This window comes from Streptomyces sp. ActVer, assembly GCF_027270795.1.
GTDB lineage: Bacteria > Actinomycetota > Actinomycetes > Streptomycetales > Streptomycetaceae > Streptomyces > Streptomyces umbrinus_A.
In genome coordinates this window covers 1-17,346 of sequence record NZ_JAPWHT010000204.1, presented here as the reverse complement: position 1 = coordinate 17,346, position 17,346 = coordinate 1, and the positions used below count along the sequence as shown (strand labels likewise).

At 71.0% G+C, this 17,346-nt stretch carries 22 protein-coding genes; 12 read left to right on the top strand and 10 right to left on the bottom strand.

The window, feature by feature from the left end; genetic code table 11:
• Positions 1-188, bottom strand: a 188-nt coding sequence (locus tag O3Q52_RS29140; RefSeq protein WP_269651676.1) for a MerR family transcriptional regulator, incomplete at its 3' end; no start/stop codon positions are given.
• Positions 189-375: 187 nt separating this feature from the next.
• On the opposite strand from O3Q52_RS29140, the gene O3Q52_RS29135 reads away from it, so the two are divergent.
• Both O3Q52_RS29135 and O3Q52_RS29130 read left to right on the top strand, forming a co-directional pair.
• Positions 376-1,134, top strand: coding sequence for a sigma-70 family RNA polymerase sigma factor (locus O3Q52_RS29135; protein WP_269651675.1), 759 nt, complete (start codon positions 376-378; stop codon positions 1,132-1,134).
• Complete coding sequence (locus tag O3Q52_RS29130; RefSeq protein WP_269651673.1) at positions 1,106-1,546, top strand: SPW repeat protein; 441 nt, start codon at positions 1,106-1,108, stop codon at positions 1,544-1,546. The genes O3Q52_RS29135 and O3Q52_RS29130 overlap by 29 nt, the downstream gene beginning before the upstream one ends.
• Before the next feature lie 107 nt (positions 1,547-1,653).
• Here the strand turns inward: O3Q52_RS29130 and O3Q52_RS29125 are convergent, their stop codons facing one another.
• Entirely contained in the window at positions 1,654-2,439 is a 786-nt protein-coding gene (locus tag O3Q52_RS29125) for a metalloregulator ArsR/SmtB family transcription factor (RefSeq protein ID WP_269651672.1), read from the bottom strand.
• Positions 2,440-2,593: 154 nt separating this feature from the next.
• Here O3Q52_RS29125 and O3Q52_RS29120 point away from each other — a divergent pair, with 154 nt between their 5' ends.
• The 5 genes from O3Q52_RS29120 (at position 2,594) to O3Q52_RS29100 (ending at position 6,446) form a co-directional block, all read left to right on the top strand.
• Entirely contained in the window at positions 2,594-3,829 is a 1,236-nt protein-coding gene (locus O3Q52_RS29120) for an aminoglycoside phosphotransferase family protein (protein ID WP_269651671.1), read from the top strand.
• Between the two features lie 53 nt (positions 3,830-3,882).
• On the top strand, positions 3,883-4,443 hold the full coding sequence (locus O3Q52_RS29115; protein WP_269651670.1) for a GNAT family N-acetyltransferase: 561 nt from the start codon (positions 3,883-3,885) through the stop codon (positions 4,441-4,443).
• Positions 4,444-4,498: 55 nt separating this feature from the next.
• Positions 4,499-5,044: a hypothetical protein gene (locus tag O3Q52_RS29110; protein ID WP_269651669.1), complete on the top strand. Its 546-nt coding sequence runs from the start codon at positions 4,499-4,501 to the stop codon at positions 5,042-5,044.
• A gap of 84 nt (positions 5,045-5,128) precedes the next feature.
• Entirely contained in the window at positions 5,129-5,395 is a 267-nt protein-coding gene (locus O3Q52_RS29105) for a GlsB/YeaQ/YmgE family stress response membrane protein (protein ID WP_190228400.1), read from the top strand.
• A 169-nt stretch (positions 5,396-5,564) separates the two neighbouring features.
• Positions 5,565-6,446 (top strand): GNAT family N-acetyltransferase, encoded by an 882-nt coding sequence (locus tag O3Q52_RS29100; RefSeq protein WP_269651668.1) that lies wholly within the window; start codon positions 5,565-5,567, stop codon positions 6,444-6,446.
• A 41-nt stretch (positions 6,447-6,487) separates the two neighbouring features.
• Here O3Q52_RS29100 and O3Q52_RS29095 read toward each other — a convergent pair whose 3' ends face one another.
• The 6 genes from O3Q52_RS29095 to O3Q52_RS29070 form a co-directional block, all read right to left on the bottom strand.
• Entirely contained in the window at positions 6,488-7,267 is a 780-nt protein-coding gene (locus O3Q52_RS29095) for a GNAT family N-acetyltransferase (protein ID WP_269651667.1), read from the bottom strand.
• A gap of 79 nt (positions 7,268-7,346) precedes the next feature.
• Positions 7,347-8,066 (bottom strand): 2OG-Fe(II) oxygenase, encoded by a 720-nt coding sequence (locus O3Q52_RS29090; protein ID WP_269651666.1) that lies wholly within the window; start codon positions 8,064-8,066, stop codon positions 7,347-7,349.
• 20 nt (positions 8,067-8,086) lie between these two features.
• Entirely contained in the window at positions 8,087-8,590 is a 504-nt protein-coding gene (locus O3Q52_RS29085; protein ID WP_269651665.1) for a methylated-DNA--[protein]-cysteine S-methyltransferase, read from the bottom strand.
• Between the two features lie 154 nt (positions 8,591-8,744).
• Positions 8,745-10,088: an SGNH/GDSL hydrolase family protein gene (locus O3Q52_RS29080; RefSeq protein WP_269651664.1), complete on the bottom strand. Its 1,344-nt coding sequence runs from the start codon at positions 10,086-10,088 to the stop codon at positions 8,745-8,747.
• 200 nt (positions 10,089-10,288) lie between these two features.
• Positions 10,289-10,534, bottom strand: coding sequence for a hypothetical protein (locus O3Q52_RS29075; protein WP_269651663.1), 246 nt, complete (start codon positions 10,532-10,534; stop codon positions 10,289-10,291).
• Entirely contained in the window at positions 10,531-10,788 is a 258-nt protein-coding gene (locus tag O3Q52_RS29070) for a hypothetical protein (RefSeq protein ID WP_269651662.1), read from the bottom strand. The genes O3Q52_RS29075 and O3Q52_RS29070 overlap by 4 nt, the downstream gene beginning before the upstream one ends.
• A gap of 6 nt (positions 10,789-10,794) precedes the next feature.
• Here O3Q52_RS29070 and O3Q52_RS29065 point away from each other — a divergent pair, with 6 nt between their 5' ends.
• Positions 10,795-12,078, top strand: coding sequence for an MFS transporter (locus tag O3Q52_RS29065; protein ID WP_269651661.1), 1,284 nt, complete (start codon positions 10,795-10,797; stop codon positions 12,076-12,078).
• Positions 12,068-12,550, top strand: coding sequence for a nucleoside deaminase (locus O3Q52_RS29060; protein ID WP_269651660.1), 483 nt, complete (start codon positions 12,068-12,070; stop codon positions 12,548-12,550). Before O3Q52_RS29065 ends, O3Q52_RS29060 begins: the two co-directional genes overlap by 11 nt.
• Here the strand turns inward: O3Q52_RS29060 and O3Q52_RS29055 are convergent.
• Entirely contained in the window at positions 12,535-13,488 is a 954-nt protein-coding gene (locus tag O3Q52_RS29055; protein WP_269651659.1) for an SDR family NAD(P)-dependent oxidoreductase, read from the bottom strand. The genes O3Q52_RS29060 and O3Q52_RS29055 overlap by 16 nt on opposite strands.
• 141 nt (positions 13,489-13,629) lie before the next feature.
• Between O3Q52_RS29055 and O3Q52_RS29050 the strand changes: the two genes are divergently transcribed.
• Entirely contained in the window at positions 13,630-14,268 is a 639-nt protein-coding gene (locus tag O3Q52_RS29050) for a TetR family transcriptional regulator (RefSeq protein ID WP_269651658.1), read from the top strand.
• A gap of 96 nt (positions 14,269-14,364) precedes the next feature.
• Positions 14,365-15,435 (top strand): acyltransferase family protein, encoded by a 1,071-nt coding sequence (locus O3Q52_RS29045; protein ID WP_269651674.1) that lies wholly within the window; start codon positions 14,365-14,367, stop codon positions 15,433-15,435.
• Here the strand turns inward: O3Q52_RS29045 and O3Q52_RS29040 are convergent.
• Positions 15,432-16,289, bottom strand: coding sequence for a GNAT family N-acetyltransferase (locus O3Q52_RS29040; protein ID WP_269651657.1), 858 nt, complete (start codon positions 16,287-16,289; stop codon positions 15,432-15,434). The two genes, O3Q52_RS29045 and O3Q52_RS29040, sit on opposite strands and share 4 nt — an antisense overlap.
• Before the next feature lie 189 nt (positions 16,290-16,478).
• On the opposite strand from O3Q52_RS29040, the gene O3Q52_RS29035 reads away from it, so the two are divergent.
• The gene (locus O3Q52_RS29035; RefSeq protein WP_269651656.1) at positions 16,479-17,003 is read left to right on the top strand and encodes a GNAT family N-acetyltransferase; all 525 of its coding nucleotides are present in this window, start codon (positions 16,479-16,481) and stop codon (positions 17,001-17,003) included.
• The last annotated feature ends 343 nt before the right edge of the window (positions 17,004-17,346 follow it).

Sequence of the window (17,346 nt, the reverse complement as noted above, 5' to 3'; positions counted from 1 at the left end):
GCCTCGGCGGGCGGGACCCCGGCGGAGGTCAGCCGGCACATCGCCTCGAGCATCGCGACGTCCCGGGTCGTCCAGCGGCGGTGGCGTCCGTCGGCGCGGACGGCGGGGCCCAGGCCGTAGCGGCGGTCCCACGAGCGCAGCGTGGTCGGCGACACCCCGAGCCGACGGGCCACTGCCCCGGTCGTCATGCCCGTATCGGCCGCCTGGACCGCTTTCGGAGGGGTGTCGTGCGGGCGGTTCCGACCGCCCGTCGGCTCGTACATGGGCCGACTATACGACGCAGAATCGATGCGGATTGATCACCTCACGGCCCGGCTCCGACGATGGCCGCACCGGGGAACGACGTGAGGAGCCATGGCCATGACCGGACATGCGATGCCCGAACCGCCGGTGGTCACGGCGGAGGGTGACACGCCCTCAAGGGTTCGTTCGAAGGAGCCGCTCACCGACGAGGAGCTGGCCCGCGGCCTGGCCGACGGTGACGAGGCCTGCCTGGCCGCCGCCCACCGCAGGTGGTCCGCGCTGGTCCACACACTCGCCTGGCGAGCGCTGGGCGACACGAGGGAGGCCGAGGACGTCACCCAGCAGGTCTTCCTGGGGGTGTGGCGCGGCCGTCACGGTTACCGGCCCGAACGCGGCGCGGTCGCGGCCTGGATCGTGGGCATCACCAGACGCAGGATCGCCGACGCCCTGGCGGCCCGGACGCGCCACGCGGAGCTCGTCGCCCGGGCGGGATCCGTCCTGGTGCTGAGCGATCCCGTGAACGAAGGGGCCGAGGCCGTCCTCGACCGGATCCTGATCCGGCGGGAGATGGCCAGGCTGCCGTCCGCCCAGCAGCGGGTCCTGCGGCTGACGTTCTACGAGGACCTCACCCAGGTCCAGATCGCCCAGCGCACCGGCTGGCCGCTGGGGACGGTCAAGAGCCATGCCCGGCGCGGGCTGTACCGGCTGCGTCACTGTCTGCGTGCGGACTACGCAACCCTTGCCTCCTCCGACCCGCCCACCTCTACACATAAAGAAGAAATAAGAGCAGAATGTACATACGCGGCGTCTACCGCATACCGCACAGTCGCGGTCAGGCCTGCAGAGACAAAGGAGTCGAGTCATGGCCAACGTCTCGAACACCAGAGGTGACATGGCCAGCCACCCTGATGTATCCGAAATGCGGGATCGCTACGCCCGCATGCTCGGCGGTCGCGATGTGGCGCTCGTGGACGGACCGGTGTTCCTGCTCGGTCTGTACTGCGCCACCTCCCCGTGGATACTCCACTACACGACAAGCCAGCCCGCACTCGTGACGCACAACCTCATCATGGGCATCGCGATAGGCGTTCTGGCCCTCGGATTCACCACCACCCCGACCCGGATGTACGGCCTGAGCTGGGCCATGTGCGCCATGGGTACGTGGATGATCATCTCGCCGTGGATAGTCGGCGAGAGCCCTGACGCGGGCGTCGTGCTCAACAGCATCATCATCGGCGTTCTCGCCGTGGTGCTGGGGTTCCTGTGCGCGGCCACGTCCGCGAAGAACACATCACAGACGTAGCAGGACGTCTGCGCCGATGAGGACCGTCGGCCGGTCCGCGCGCTCACACCGCGGGCCGGCCGACGCACGTGCACCCGTCCGTCCCGCCGGCCCGGCGCCGGTCGGCGCTACGGCACCAGCCACGGCTCCTGCGGCAGCGGGCTGCCGGTCTCCAGCAGCGACTTCAGGTTGGCCAGGACGGCGGGCCAGCCGGCCGACACCTCCTTGACCGCGGTCTCGTCGGCCAGGTCCTCGTGCGTGACGGTGAGCCGGACGATCCCGCCGTGCGGCCGGATGTCGTAGGTGACCCTGGAGTACTTGTCCTCCTGGCCCTCGTCCTCGGGCGAGGCCCAGGTGGCCACCAGCCGGGTGGGCCGCTCGCTCTCCACGACGGTGCCGACCACGTCGGCGATGCCCGATCCGTCGATGCGCCGGTGCTCCCAGCGGGATCCGGGGCGCCAGTCCTCCGAGACGTTGCTGTGGCCCCAGTACGAAGCGGTGAGGTCGGCGTCGGTGAGCGCGTCCCAGACCTTCTCGGGCGTGCTGGCGATGTAGGTGACGTACACGAATGTCGGCTTGTCGCTCATGTCTTCCTCGGCTCGTCGTTTGACCGCGCTCAGCACGCGCAGGCGCGGGCGCTCGAACTTGTCGATCCAGCGCTCCTGGATCTCGTGGAGCGGTACGGGGTTGAGGTAGTGCAGCTTTTCCCGCCCGCGCCGCACCGTGCTGACCAGGTTGGCCGCCTCCAGGACGGCCAGGTGCTGGGTGACCGACTGGCGGGTCATGTCGATGTGCTCGCACAGCTCCCCCAGGGTCTGTCCGCTGTGCTCGTGCAGCCTGTCGAGCAGCCGTCTGCGCGTCCCGTCGGCCAGGGCCTTGAAGACCTGGTCCGTCTCCGTGTCCTTGCCCGGCACTGGCCGGCTCCCCGGCTCTGGTTCCTCGTCCGATCGCACACTCAACGTTATGCAGGCAATTACCTGCATGTCAATCGTCCGGTGCCGTCTGCCATCCGGGGTACCCCGGCGATATTCGCTGGCCGCGCGCGGGCGGCTCGCCCAGACTGTCGCGGTGAGCCGAACTTTCAGTGCGTGGGTGACGTCGGGTGAGGACTTTCTCGGCGCCGTCGGCCCCTTCTCCGTCGACGTTCCGTGGTGGTCCGAGGTCGAGCCGGTCGTCCGGCGTCTGCAACAGGCGCTCGGGGTGCGGGTGTTGGTGGTCCGCCTGCTGTCCGTGGACGGCGGGGAGGGCGGGCGTGACGGCCATGTGACGTACCACGTCGAGGCGTTGGAGCGTCCGGGCATGCTGCTCCAACTCCCGGCGGATCCAGGGATGTTGTACGGACTCGATCCGCTGCGGGCTCCCTGGGCGCGGATCGACGGACTCCGGGAGCTGCTCGACTGGTCGACGCGCACGCTGGCCGGGACGGGCCGGCCGGTGACCGGGCCGGTGGAGCAGCGCCGCACATGGAACCTTGCCGGGCTCTTCCGGCTGCCCACCGGCCGGGGCCCGGTCTGGCTCAAGGCCACTCCGCACTTCGCCTCGGACGAGGCGGAGGTCATCGCCGCGTTCGCCCGCGTCGATCCGGGGCTGGTCCCGACCGTCCTCGGCTCGGCCGGCGGGCGCATTCTGATGGAGCACATCCCCGGCGAGGACTGCTGGAAGGCGTCGGCGGACACCGCCGCCTCCGGAGTGCGGCGCTTCGTCGCGGCGCAGGCGGCCCTCGCACTGCGGCCGGAGGAACGGCCCGCGAGCCTGCCTGACCGTCGTACGTCCGTCTTCGCCGAGCGGGTCCGGGAGTTGCTCGACGGCCCTGTCTCCGGCGGGCTGACCGCCCATGAGCTGGACGTAGCACGGAAGTTGACGGACCGTTGGCGACTGCTCGACGAGTGCGGTCTGCCGGACACGGTCGTGCACGGCGACTTCCACCCCGGCAACTGGCGCAGCGACGGCGGGCCGCCGGTGGTCGTCGACTTCGCCGACGCGCACTGGGGCAACCCGGTCCTGGACGCGCTGCGCGTGCACGACTTCCTTGCCGAGGACGTACGGGCCGGTGCCGCCCGCGTCTGGGCGGACGCGTGGCTGGCGCAGGTGCCGGACAGCGATCCGGCCCGCGCCCTGGCCGTCGCCGAGCCCCTCGCGCATCTCGCGTACGCGGTCCGCTATCAGGAGTTCCTGGACGGCATCGAGCCGTCGGAGCGGATCTACCACCAGGGCGATCCCGTGTCGGTCATCCGCGAGGCCGTGCGCCGCGCGACCGCTCCCGACCAGGGGCTCGCCGATCTGGGGCGCTCCGTCGTGCGGTGAGCGACACTCACGCACCCTTGGCCGCCGGTCCGCGCGCGGGGCAGGATCGCCTCATGGACAGCCCGCTGACACTCGCCCCGCCTCCGTACCTGCGGCTCGAAGGAGAGGGTATTCACCTGCGCGAATGGTCCGAGGAGGACATCCCCGCCCTGGTCGAGCTGTACGACGACCCGGAGATCGCCCGCTGGACGCCGGTGGCCTCGCCGTTCGACACGATGGCGGCGCAGGTCTATCTCACCGAGGCACAGGAGGCTCGGGTGCAGGGACGCAAGGTGCAGCTCGCGATCACCACGGACGGGGTCCTGCCCCAGGGCGAGGTGCTGCTGTTCCGCAGCAAGGCCGACGAGCGGGACGTCGAGATCGCCTACGGCGTGGGAGCCGCCCACCGGGGCCGGGGGCTTGCCTCCCGGGCCGTCCGCCTCCTCTCCGAGTACGCCGTGCGGCACACGGGAGCGCGGCGCGTCGTGCTGTGCATCGAGGAGGACAACGCGGCCAGCATCGCCGTCGCACGGTCCACCGGTTTCACGCTCACCGACGACGAGCCCGTCCTGCGGGCATCACGGGGGCGGCCGATAACCCTGCGGACGTGGAGCCTGACCGGCGGCGCCGCGTAACCCTTCGGGCGGTTCTCGATCGCGGGAGCCCGCCCCCGGCTGGCAGGCTGCTCCCATGGATCATGCGGAGGTTCTGCTCATCGGTGGGCGCGCGGGTGTCGGGAAGTCGACAGTGGGCTGGGAGGTCTCGGCCCGGCTGCGGCGGGCGCAGGTCACCCACGCCGTGCTGGAGGGCGACTTCATGGGGCAGGTGCATCCGGCGCCGGAGGACGATCCGCACCGGGCAGGGATCACCGAACGCAATCTGGCAGCGGTGTGGGGGAACTTCGCCGAGCTCGGCCACCGGCGCCTCATCTACACGAACACCGTGAGCGTGCTGACCGAGGCCGCGGGCATGTTCGAGCGGGCGATGGGCGAGGACGTACGGCTCGTACGGGTGCTCCTCACCGCCTCCGACGCCACCGCCGCCAAGCGGCTGAAGGGGCGTGAGCTGGGCTCCGAGCTGGAACAGGAGCTGCGGGGCAGCGCGCACAAGGCCCGCCTGCTGGAGGAACGGGCGCCCGCGGACACCGTACGGGTGGTCACGGACGACCGTGAGGTGATCGACATCGCGCGCGAGGTCCTGGCAGTCACCGGCTGGACCGGAAACGGCGCCGGCTGAGGGAAACCGCCCGGACTGCACTCACGACGACGGGGCACTCGTAGACGTAAGGAGCATGACGAAGAGGGGCGAAGAGGGGCTGAGATGGAGATCTCGGGCATTATCAGTGCCATCGTGATCGGCATCATCATCGGTGTGCTGGGCCGGCTCGTTGTTCCGGGCCGTCAGCGCATCGGCATTCTGTGGACGATCGCGGTCGGCATCGTGGCCGCGCTCATCGGTTCGGCGCTGGCCAACGCGTTCGACGTGTCCGACACCAACGGAGTGGACTGGATCGAGTGGCTGATCCAGATCGGACTCGCGGCGCTCGGCGTCACGGCCCTGGACCGCTCGAAGGCAGGGCGCCGCTGACCACGACAGATCGCGGCGCACCGCATTCCGGGGCTCCACGAGGTGTCCGCCTTCTACCGCATGGCGCGTCGCAGTACGAAAAGCTGTTGCAGGTCGTTCTCCGTCACGGCTAGCGTCTGCGGGTTTCCCCCCGCAGCCCGAACCGCACCTCAACCGTGACGGAGACACCTTGCCGCACCGCATCACCGCGCTCACCGATCCCCGGCCCAGCGCGTCGAGCCGCCGTCTGGCGTGGCTCGCGTCCGACGACGAGGGGGCGCCGGTCGGATCCGCCTTCCTGCGGCTGTTCACCAAGGAAGGGCAGGAGCATCTCGCCGAGTTGGAGATCGCCGTGCACCGGGCGGACCGCCGGTGCGGTGTCGGCGGCGGTCTCCTGGACGCCGCCGTCGCGGCGGCACGGAACGAGGGGCGCCGGTCCGTTCTCGCCCAGGCCGAGGCCGATTCCCCCGGCGACCTCTTTCTGGCGGCGCGCGGCTTCCGCAGGGTGCTGGCGCTGACGTACGCCCGGCTCCCGCTGGCCGACGCCGACCTCCACCGCATCGACGAGATCGTCGAGCAGCCCCACGAGGGCTACCGGTTGATCCAGTGGGAGGGCACGGTGCCGCCCGAACTGGCCCTCACCTTCGCCCACTCGCGCCGGGCCATGGACGACATGCCGATGGACGGGACCGACTACGGCAAGGTCGTCTGGGACGTGGACCGGGTGCTCTCCGCCGCCGAGGCGATCGCCAAGCGGGGCGAACTCCTGCACACCGTCGCCGTGGTGGACAACGCGAACGGTTCGGTCGCCGGCTTCTCCGAGCTCGTGGTTCCCGGCGACGGCCGGGGGGACGCACAGCACTACGGGACCGGTGTGCTGCCCGAACACCGAGGCCACGGTCTCGGCCTCTGGATGAAGGCACAGTCCATCCGGCAGGCCCGCGAACGCCACCCGGAACTCGGCGGCCTGCTCACGGACACGGCCGACAGCAACGCACACATGCGCGGCATCAACGACACGCTCGGCTATCTGCCCACGCACAAGGCGGTGGAGTACCAGCTCGATCTGTGAGGCGGCGTCGTCATGCGCGCCGGGGGCGTGGCCCCTCCCGGCTACGAGGCCGGGTGCACGTACGGCGTGGTCGTCGTCAGCGGGGAGAAACCGAGTCGTTCGAGGATGGGGCGGCTCTCGTCGGAGGCGTCGACCTGGAGGTAGCGGTAGCCGCGGTCGGCGGCGATACGGGCGCGGTGGGCGACCAGGGCGCGGTAGATGCCGCGGCCGCGCCAGGCCTCCACGGTGCCGCCGCCCCACAGTCCCGCGAACCGTGTGCCGGGGATGAGTTCCATGCGGGCCGAGCTCACCGGCACGTCACCGGCAAGAGCCACGACGGCGACCACGGTGTCCGGTTCCTCGGCCAGCTGGGTGAGCAGCAGGTGGCGAAGGCGGGAGCTGTCCGAGCCGAAGGCCTGCTCATGGACGTCGGCCACGAGGTCGACGCCCGCGGCGTCGGTGACGGGCCGCAGCTCGATGCCCTGCGGCGGCCGGACGTCGAGGTCCAGCTCGCCGACCTCGGCGATCATCAGCGTCTCCTCGGGTTCGGCCGTGAAGCCGGCCGTGCGCAGCCGTCGGCCCAGATCGACGGGCCGGTCGTGCGCGTACAGCTTCCACTCGAACTCCAGGCCCAGGCTCCCGAAATGGCGCACCTGATCGGCGATCGCCGCGTCAGCGTCGGCGTCCGAGAGGTCCGACCAGAGGACCCCGTTCCAGCCCTTCTCGGGTCCGACGTGCCGAACCACCGCTCCGACGCGCTCCACCACGGAGTCGAGGCCGAAGGGGCGCGCCCCCTCGCGCATGTCCCGGTCGAACAGTGCCAGTACCGCTGCGTGATCCATTACGCCACTCCAGCATCCGTGGGACGGGCGGGCAACGGAGTTTCGGGCGCGTGGGTGTCCCGGGGAGCCGACCGGGTGATCATTTGGCGTCGTGGAAGACCAGCCCGAGCGTGCGCCGCCGCCCGGAGCGGACCGTGCTCACGCCGTGCCGCATCGGCCCGATGGACCAGCCCCGCCGGGAGACCACGGGCCGGTCGCGGGTGGTGAAGATCAGGCCGTGGCCCTGGGGCAGGGTCGTGGACGATCCCCTCGACTGGGCGCGCGGACGCTGCTCGGTCATGATGAACTCGCCGCCCGTGAAGTCGGCTCCCGGGGTGTCGAGACCGATCACGACCTGGAGCGGGAAGAGCAGGTCACCGAACACGTCGCGGTGCAGGGCGTTCCAGTCACCGGGCCCGTAACGCAGCAGGATCTGGGCGGACTTGGACTGTCCGGCCGCGTGGCACCGCTCCACCCACTCCCCCAACGTGTCGGGCCAGGGCACTCGTTGGCCCAGCCTCTCGGCCCAGTCTCGGGCGACGGGCAGGAGCCGCGGGTAGAACGCCTCGCGCAACTCCCTGACAAGATCCGGCAGTTCATGCGTGAAGTAGCGGTACTGGCCGGAGCCGAAGCGGTGGCGGGCCATGTCGACGGTCGCGCGGAACCGGTCGCCCTCGTCGTACAGGGCGGCGATCTCGTGGCACTGCCCGGGGGTGAGGAGCTGCCCGGTGAGCGCGTTGCCGTGTTCGTCGAGTTCGCCGGTCAGGGCGGCCCAGTCCTGCGCCGCGACGCGGGCCGCCGGGTGTGTGGTGTCGTTCATGGTTGGAGGTGCCTCAGGGGTCAGAGGAGGGTGGGCTGCAGGACGCCCTCGTGGGTGAGGAGCTGGACCTTGCGCTCCACGCCGCCGGCGTAGCCGCGCATGGTGCCGTCCGCGCCGATCACCCGGTGACACGGGCGCACCAGCAGCAGGGGGTTCGCTCCGATCGCCGCGCCCAGCGCCTGGATCCGTTCGCGGGGCACACCGAGCCGCTCGGCGAGCGCGCCGTACGTGGTCGACGTGCCGTACGGGATCTCCTCCAGCGCATGCCACACGCGCTGCTGGAAGTCGGTGCCGCCCGGGGTGAACTCGATGTCGAACTCGGTGAGTTCACCGGCGAAGTAGGCGGCCAGCTGCCGGGTGACATCCGCGAAGCGGTCGGGGTCGCGTCGCCAACCGGGCTTCACAGCAGGCGCGTTCCGCTGGCCCGGCATGGACAGCGACGTCAAGGTCACACCGTGCAGGGTCTCTTCACCGACCAGGAGCAGTTCGCCCAGCGGGCTGTCGATCGTCGTAAAGGCGGTCATCGTGGCCTCCCATTCATGCCATTTCGTTCCACTCCTCATACTGGGGTGCCCCGATCACGGATGCTGGCGGGATTCGGACGCCACGCTGCGCTGTTGGTAGAGGTCACCCTGGCCTGGCGCTCCGAGGGAAGGGCCGGGCCAGGGTGACCTTCGGTCACTTGAAGAGGCGCAGCGGCACTGCCCGTGCCATCGCCTCCCGGCCCGCGTCGTTGGTGTGCAGGTGGTCGCCGCTGTCGTAGGCGGCGAGGAGTCGCTCGGGATCGGCCGGGTCACGCAGCGCGGCATCGAAGTCGATCACACCGTCGTACTCGCCGCTCGTGCGCAGCCAGTGGTTGAAGGTCTGGCGCGCCGCCGCGTTCCCGGGCGTGTAGAAGCCGAGCGTGTCGTTCTTGAACGGCGTGATGGTGGCTCCGTAGATCCGCAGTCCGCGCTCGTGGGCGCGGGCGATGAGCTGCCGGTGACCGTCGATCAGGTCCTGTCCGGTCACCTTCTCGGAGAGCGGGGCGATGGCCCCGGGGTGGCCCAGGTCGTTCACGCCGAGCAGGACGAGAACGTGACGGACTCCTGGCTGGGCGGCCACATCACGGTCGAAGCGCTTGAGTCCGCTCTCGCCGAAGTACGCGGCGTACGCCTCCGCGGGGTGGCCTGCGGGCGGGTTGGGGTCGTGGAGCAGGCGGTTGCCGCTGATGCCCTTGTTGAGGACGCCGACGGGGTGGCGGGGGCCGCCGGGACCCTGGAGACGCCGGGCGAGGTAGTCGGTCCAGCGGTGGTTGGTGCCGAGGGTGGTGTCGGCCGTGATGGAGTCGCCGAGCGCGACGGCGGCCGATGCGTCGCCCGTGCCGGAGGGCCCTGTGGCCGTGGACCCTGTGGCCGTGGACCCTGTGGAGGCGGCTCGGACGCTCACGCCGGTCAGGAAGTACCAGCGCTCCGTGACAGACTGGGGCTCGATCTTGGTCTCGCCCGTCACGTTGCCCGCCGCGATGTAACTGCGCTGCGCCGCGAAGGAGTTGACCGTCGATCCCGGAGTGCTCTCGGGCAGGTGGAGGCTCACGACGATGTCCGAGCGCGCGGGCACGCGGAGTGTGACGGGGTCGCTGAGGGCGGGCGCTCCGGCGGGGACCGTGACCGATGACTTGCCCGAGAAGGTCAGTTCACGGTCCGTGGCGGGGTCGATGGTCGGCTCGTCGGTATCGGACGCGCGGCGGGCCACGTGTACCTCGCCGATCCTCAGCGGCTGCTTGCCGAACTCGTTCGAGAGGCGGATACGCAAGGCGGTTCCCGCGATGCTGGTGTGGACGATCTGGCGGATCGTCTGGTCGTGGAAGGTCGTGGTGTCCGTCTTGGGGATGGTGGTGGGAGCCGTGCCCCAGGTGCCTGTCCAGGCGGTTGGCGCGGGTGCCTGGGCGGAGGCCGAGACGGAGGGAGTGAGGGCGGCTCCCAGCAGGAGGGCTCCGGTGAGTAACGCGCAGAGTCTCTGGCGGACAGTCAGGTGTTTCATGTGCGGCTCCTCGTCGTCCGGAGGAAGGGGTGGGCGAGTGCTGGGCGTTGGACGTCGGCGCCGGTGCGTTGTGGCTTGTCGCGCAGTTCCCCGCGCCCCTGGTGGGGCCTCGGCCACGCAAGTCCGAAAGTTTCGGGACGCTTTACGAATGAGCGGTCGTGACGATAGGGACGGCTGTTACTCCCGTCAAGACATGGGCGTCAGGACGTGGAGGCATGCACCGCGCCCCTGTCCGGGGCGTCCGGCACGGCCCACGCCGCGGTGAACCCGCGCCCGCTGGCGACCAACCCCATGCGCTCGCCCAGGAAGTAGCCACGCGGACTGGCCTCGTCGGGGATCCTCGGCGCCGACGCATGTCGTACGACGTCGGGGTCGGCCGGGTCTCCCGCCAGGTCGCCGCGTCGCTCGTACAGTCGGCGGGCCGTGGTCGGCAGCGCGCCAGTCAACGGTCCGTCAGCAGCGCCTCGCCGGTGTCGTTGTGCCGGAAGTCGGAGCGGGAGACGGCGACCGTGCCGTCGTCGCCGACCGCCAACACCGCCGCCGACTTCGCCCTGGACCGGTTCGCCGAGGGCAGGCCGCTCACCAGCCCGCACCCGTATGCGGGAGCCGGTTTGATGCGCTGAAGGCTCCAGCGCCCGCCGAACTGCCTAGGGCGCTCGACGGCGGACTTGCCCTCACACTGATGTGAACGTTTCAGCATGGCCGTATGACGACGACCGCACCGATCGCCGAAGGCCCAGGCACGCCCGCGTCCAAGCCCTCGCCTGCACCCGCCGAGCCCGGTCTGCCCCTCTCGGGACTGCTCGCCCTGTCCACGGCGGCCTTCACCGCCGTGCTGACGGAGCTCCTTCCGGCGGGTCTGCTGCCGCGGATGGCACCGGACCTCGGGGTCTCCGAGGCACGGGTGGGCTTCCTGGTGACCGGCTACGCGGTCGCGTCGTTCCTCGCCGCGATCCCGCTCACCGCCGCGCTGCGCGGACTGCCCCGGCGCCCCGTCCTCATCGGCGCGCTGCTCGGTTTCGCGGCCGCCAACGCCCTCACCGCGCTGTCGTCCTCGTACGGGCTGACGTTCACGGCACGGCTCGTGGCCGGGGCGATGGGCGGCACGCTGTGGGCGATGCTCGTGGGGTACGCCGCCCGGATGGTGCCCGCCGAGCGGCGCGGCCGGGCCATCGCGATCGTGCTGGCGGGAATCACACTCGCGCTCTCCCTGGGGCTTCCCGCCGGCACGGCGCTGGCCGACGCACTCGGCTGGCGTACGGCCTTCGCCGCCCCGGCGCTGATGGCCGTGCTGCTCGCGGTGTGGATACGACGCCGGGTGCCGGGCTTTCCCGGTGAGGCGCGGGGCGAGCGCGTACCGTTGCCTCGCGTCGCCGCACTGCCCGGCATCGGCACGGTCCTGTCCGTCACGCTGACGCTGCTCGTCGGCCATCAGGTGATGTACACGTACGTCGCACCGTTCTCGGAGCACGCGGGTTTCGGCCGTACGGGGCTGGTGCTGCTGGTGTTCGGTGCCGCGACCGTCGTCGGGATCTGGCTCACCGGGCTGCTGATCGACCGGCATCCGCGCCGGACCCTGCTGGGTGCGCTCGCCCTGCTCGTCGCCGCGATGCTTGCGCTGGGCACGTACGCCGGTCATGGAGCCGTGCTCCTGGTCTCGGTCGCGCTGTGGGGCATGGCGTTCGGCGGCGCGCCGACGCTCATCCAGACCGCGCTGGTCGATGCCTCCGGTCCCGCGAACGCCGACGTGGCCACCTCGCTGCAGACCACGGTCTACAACGCGGGCATCGCGGCCGGTTCCCTCACCGGAGGTCTGATCCTGGAGGGCCGGGGCGCCGACGCCCTCCCCTGGACGACATTCCTGCTGGTCACGCTGACGCTTGCAATCGTGGCCGCGGGGCGGCGGCACGCCTTTCCCTCGCGGCGCCGCACGGAGTTGAGTACGGTCGGTCCAAGGTCAACAGGAGGGCGGGTACGGCATGGTGAGTGAAGCCGAGCTGAAGCATCTGCGCCGCTGCGTGGAGCTCGCGACCGAGGCGCTGGACTCCGGTGACGAGCCGTTCGGGTCGGTGCTCGTGGGCGCGGACGGCACGGTCCTGGCCGAGGACCACAACCGGGTGGCCTCCGGAGACCGCACCCGCCACCCCGAGTTCGAGCTGGCCCGCTGGTCGGCGGCACATCTGACACCGGAGGAGAGGGCCGCTGCGACCGTCTACACCTCCGGCGAACACTGCCCGATGTGCGCGGCGGCACACGGCTGGGTGGGCCTGGGCCGCATCGTGTACGTGGCGTCATCCGAGCAACTGTCCTCCTGGCTCGGAGAGTTGGGTGCCCCCGCTGCCCCGGTCCGTCCGCTGCCGATCCAGGACGTGGCCCCCGAAGTGCTCGTCGAGGGGCCGATCCCGGAGCTGACCGACGAGGTGCGGGCCCTGCACCGGCGTTTCCATCACGCGGACGGATAGGCCCCCTTGGTGGCGACCAGCCGTTCCAGTTCGTCCCAGAGTTCGGCCTCGCGGGCGGGGTCGTACGACGCGGGCGAGGACCGGACGGGACGGCCGCGGTCGAGATAGCTCCCGGACGGGGCGACCGGCTTGGCGACGGCCGCCTGGGCGAGTTTGCGGCCGGACGTGCGCGGGTTGGTCGAGCTGGGATGGACGCGGGTGAGGTGCAGCAGGCTGTTCCAGGCGAGGCGGTCCAGCGGTCCCGCCTCGCGGGCGAGGCCGGTTCCCGGCATCAGACCGGGGTCGAAGGTGTAGACGCCGATACCCTCGGGGGTGCGGCGGTCCAGTTCGTGGGCGAGGTGCACGGTGGCCAGCTTGCTCGCCGCGTACGCGGACCGGCCCGCCCTGACAGTGTCGGCGTCCGGGGTCGTCCAGGGCAGCGCCAGCTCGGCGACCGGTGCGGTGCGTGGCGGCGGAGTGAGCCCCCAGGTGTGCCGGAAGTCCCCGAAGTGCGTGCCGCTGCCGACGAGGACTATGCGCCCCGGCGCCGTCAGCCGGTCCTGAAGCCGCCGGATCAGCAGATGGTGCCCGAGGACGTTGGTACCGAAGGTGGCTTCGAAGCCGTCGGCCGTCCGATTCGTGGCAGTGACGGCCTGCGTACCCGCGTTCGCCACCACGGCACGCAACGGCGGAAGTTCTCCGGAGTCGAGCAACTCCCGTACGGAGTCGGCCGCCTGACGTACGGAGTCGAGTGAGCCCAGGTCGCAGGCGACACCGCGCACCCGCGGGGAGCCGGTCTCGGCGGCGAGCCGCGCCGCGAGTCCGTCCGGATCCGAGCGGACGGCGACGAGGAGATGCAGGTCGGGACGGTCGCGCAGGAGTGTCAGAGCGGTGGCGCGCCCGAGACCGCGACCCGCGCCGGTGAGGAGGACGGTTCCGGGAGAGGGGATGGCAGACATGGCTTGCTCCGGCCGTGAGAGGGGAGGTGAGGCATGCACATATGGAGAATCGATCCACCCGGAAGCAAATCGGCTCTCGATCCCAAACGGTACTCGATACCATTATGGATCGGGTACCCCACAGCCCGATATCCTGACGCCATGGACAACGGCAAGCCGCTGAGCAGCGACGACGAGATCCCCCTCCGGGAGCGCAAGCGGCTGCGGACCCATGGGGCCCTGATCGACGCGGCCATGGAGCTCTTCGTCGAGCACGGCTTCGAGGCGGTCACGGTCACCGACATCGCCCGCCGCGCCGAAGTCGGCCGGACGACCTTCTTCCGCTACTTCACCGACAAGCAGGAAGTGCTCTTCGCGGACGAGGACCAGCACCGCGAGGCGCTCATCTCAGCCGTCGACGACGCTGCCGCCGCCCTTGCCCCCATCGGCGACTCACTCGACCGCGCGCTGGAGGCGGGCCGCGCGGGCCTGGGCGCACTGGTGGGCAGCATCGCCGAGCACACCACATGGCTGGCCGAGCGCGAGCGCCTGATCAACGGGGATCCCGCACTGCTCGCCCGCAGCCTGCTGAAGCAGCGCGCGTACGCGGCCGCGGCGGTCGACGCGCTGGAGCGCAACGGGGCCGACCGGGAGACGGCCGTGCTCGCCGCCGCCGTCTGCCAGGCCTGCTACGAGGCCGCCGTCGTCCTGACGGGCGCGGACCCGGACCGGCTGCCCGGCGCCATGGTGGCCACTTTCGAACGGTTGTCCGCGCGGCGCGCGAACGTACGCGACGACTGAGCCGTACGAGAGGGGGCAGGCGGGACGGATCGGTTGCCCGCCCCGAGGCCAGGAGATGTGGTGTCGCAAGACTTATCGGCCCCCGCGCCCGTAGCTCTGCGGGAACGCCTGCCGGAAAAACGGGCCAGGCCGGCGCCCGCCCGCAGGGACCCGTACTTCGACAACGCGAAGTACCTCACCATCGTGCTGGTGGTCTGCGGACACGCGTGGGAGCCGCTGACCCACGGCAGCAGAGCCGCGACGGCGGCGTATCTGACCGTGTACGCCTTCCACATGCCGGCGTTCGCGCTCATCTCCGGCTATTTCTCCCGGAGTTTCGACATGGCGCCGGGCCGGGTGCGCCGGCTGCTGACGAGTGTCGTCGTGCCGTACTTCGTCTTCGAGACCGCCTACACGCTCTTCTACCGCTGGGCGCAGGACGATCCGGGCTATCCGCTGAGCCTGCTGGATCCCTGGTACGTGATGTGGTTCCTGGTCGCACTGTTCATCTGGCGGCTGACGACCCCGATCTGGCTGGCGCTGCGCCACCCGATGCCGGTCGCGCTCGGCATCGCCGTGTTCGCCGCCGTCTCACCCGACCTGGGCGGGGACATCTCGATCCAACGGACATTGGGGTTCCTGCCGTTCTTCGTACTCGGACTGACACTGCGCGCCGAGCACTTCGAGCGGCTGCGCACCTGGCGCGTACGGCTGCTCGCGCTGCCGGTGGCCGCCGTGGCGCTCGGTGCGGCGTACGCGGTGGCGCCCTGGTTCAGCGCCGGGTGGTTCTATCACCGGGGCAGCGTCACGGGCCAGGGCGCGCCGGCTTGGGCCGGGCTGTTCACCACCCCGGCGCTGTTCCTCCTCGCGCTGATCCTGACCGGCTGTTTCCTGGCCTGGGTACCGGGCCGGCACCTGTGGTGCACCGCTCTGGGGGCCGGGACGATGTACGGCTATCTGCTGCACGGCTTCGTCATCAAGGCATCCCGCTTCTGGGACTGGTACGACCACGCATGGGTACGTACCCCGCTCGGCGGACTCGCCGTCACGGCGGCCGCCGTGGGGCTCATCACGGTGCTGTGCTCGGGCCCGGTCCGTTCGGTGTTCCGGTTCGTCGTAGAGCCCCGCATGGCATGGATGTTCAGCCGCGGAGAGACCACGACGGCCGACAGACGCCCCTCCGGCTAGCCCAGTTCGAGTGTCGTGACCCCGAAGACCCGGTCCGTGGCGTGCGGGCGGACGGGCCCGGTGTACATCCGGGCCGTCTCGAACGACGGAGTCAGACCGTACTCCTCGGCCAGGGCGACGCCCGCCGCGCTCGTCTCGGGGATGTCGGCGGAGACCGGGCGGCCGTCGGCCTCGGCGGCCAGTGCGGCGAAGAGGGCGCGGGCGTCCTCGGCGGTGTCGGCGAACAGCGGTCCGACGCGCAGCGAGGTGAGTGCGGGCCGGATCACGCCGTAGCCGGTGAGCCGCCCGTCGACGATCCGGACCAGGGCGCGGTGCCCGGGCCCGTTGATCCAGTGCTCTACGAAGCGTGCCCGGTCGGCCGGGTAACAGGCACTGTCGTAGGCGGTGATCGCGTCGAGGTCCGCCGCCTCTGCGGCCCGGACGCCGGTTCCGGCGGACTCCCCCGCGGCCGGGACACCTCCGAACCGGAAGGTCTTGTAGGCGAGTTCGAACCCCGACTGGCGGTAGTTGCCCTGCTGCGCGACCACCCCGTCGAGGCCGACCGTCCGGCCGCCCGCGTGGGCGAGGGCCGCCTTCCAGGTGGTGAGGCCGTAGCCGCGACCCCGCACGTCGGGGCGTACGAGATAGCAGCCCAGGAAGGCGTAGTCGGCGCCGTAGTTGACGACGGAGATCGCGGAGACCGGCTCCCCGTCGATCCGGCCGAGGAAGAACCCCTCGGGATCCTGGGTGAAGAAGCACGCGCCGTCCGACTCCCCCGGATCCCACCCCTCGTCCGCCGCCCACCCCTTGATCACCGGCCAGTCGTCGAGCGAGGCCTGCGTGACGACGAGGCCTTCGGGGCTCGGAGGGATCATCTGTGCGCTCCATTTCGTCGGAATGCCGCAGGGGGCGGAAGGGAGTCGGAACACGGCAAGCGGGGTGCGGTGATCAGCCGCGCCCGCGCAGCATCCTTCCCGATGGCCCAGGCGCCTGGCACGGCAATGAGCCAGTGTCCTTCCCAGGAGGGAGTACAGGGCCGGCGGCCGCGCCCAGGGTGGCCCTTCATGGATCACGTGACACTGCGCCCGGTGGACGAGGACGGCCTGACCGTGATGGAGCGGTTCCTGACCGACCCGGAGGAGGCCTCGCCCTTCCAGTGGTACGGCTGGTGGGACACGGGACGCTGGCGACGGCAGTGGGCCGAGACCGGCCTGATCACGGACGAGGCGGGCCATCTGATCGTGGAGCTCGACGGGGAGGCGGTGGGGTTCGTGGCCTGGCGCAAGATCGTGGCCACTCGCACTTCGTACTACTGGAACATGGGGATCGCCCTGCTGCGGGAGGCCCGTGGCAAGGGGGTGGGTACGCGGGCGCATCGGCTGCTGGTCGAGTACCTGTTCGCGCATACGCAGGTGGTCCGGATCGAGGCGGACACCGAGGTGGAGAACATCGCCGAGCAACGGGCCCTGGAGAAGGCGGGGTTCACCCGCGAGGGCGTGCTGCGGAGTGCGGGGTTCCGCGATGGGCGGTGGCGGGACGGGGTGCGGTACAGCGTGCTGCGCGACGACGTGGCCCCGGCCGACTCCTGAGCGCCGGGCCGTGAGGTAGGCCTCCCGGGCATGAGGGGCGTGCGGACGCTGGCAGAAGGAGACCCCACCGGCTTGGTGTGCCCGGTGGGGTCTTCCGTCCTCGGAGGTGTCACTCGGCCGAGAATCGACGCGGTGTGCTGCAGTGGCGCGATTCAGCGCGCTGCCGAGGGGGCGATACACGGAGGACCGTGGGTACGGGTCCGCCCGCGACCGGGACCACGTCCGCGGACCCGGTCCGAGTGGGCGACCGCGCGGGCCGGGTCGACGTACGGTCACCGGCTCGGGCCCGCGACTCACCTGCCCGGCCCGCGACCGGCCGCGAGCCCGGTGGACCGACCGACGG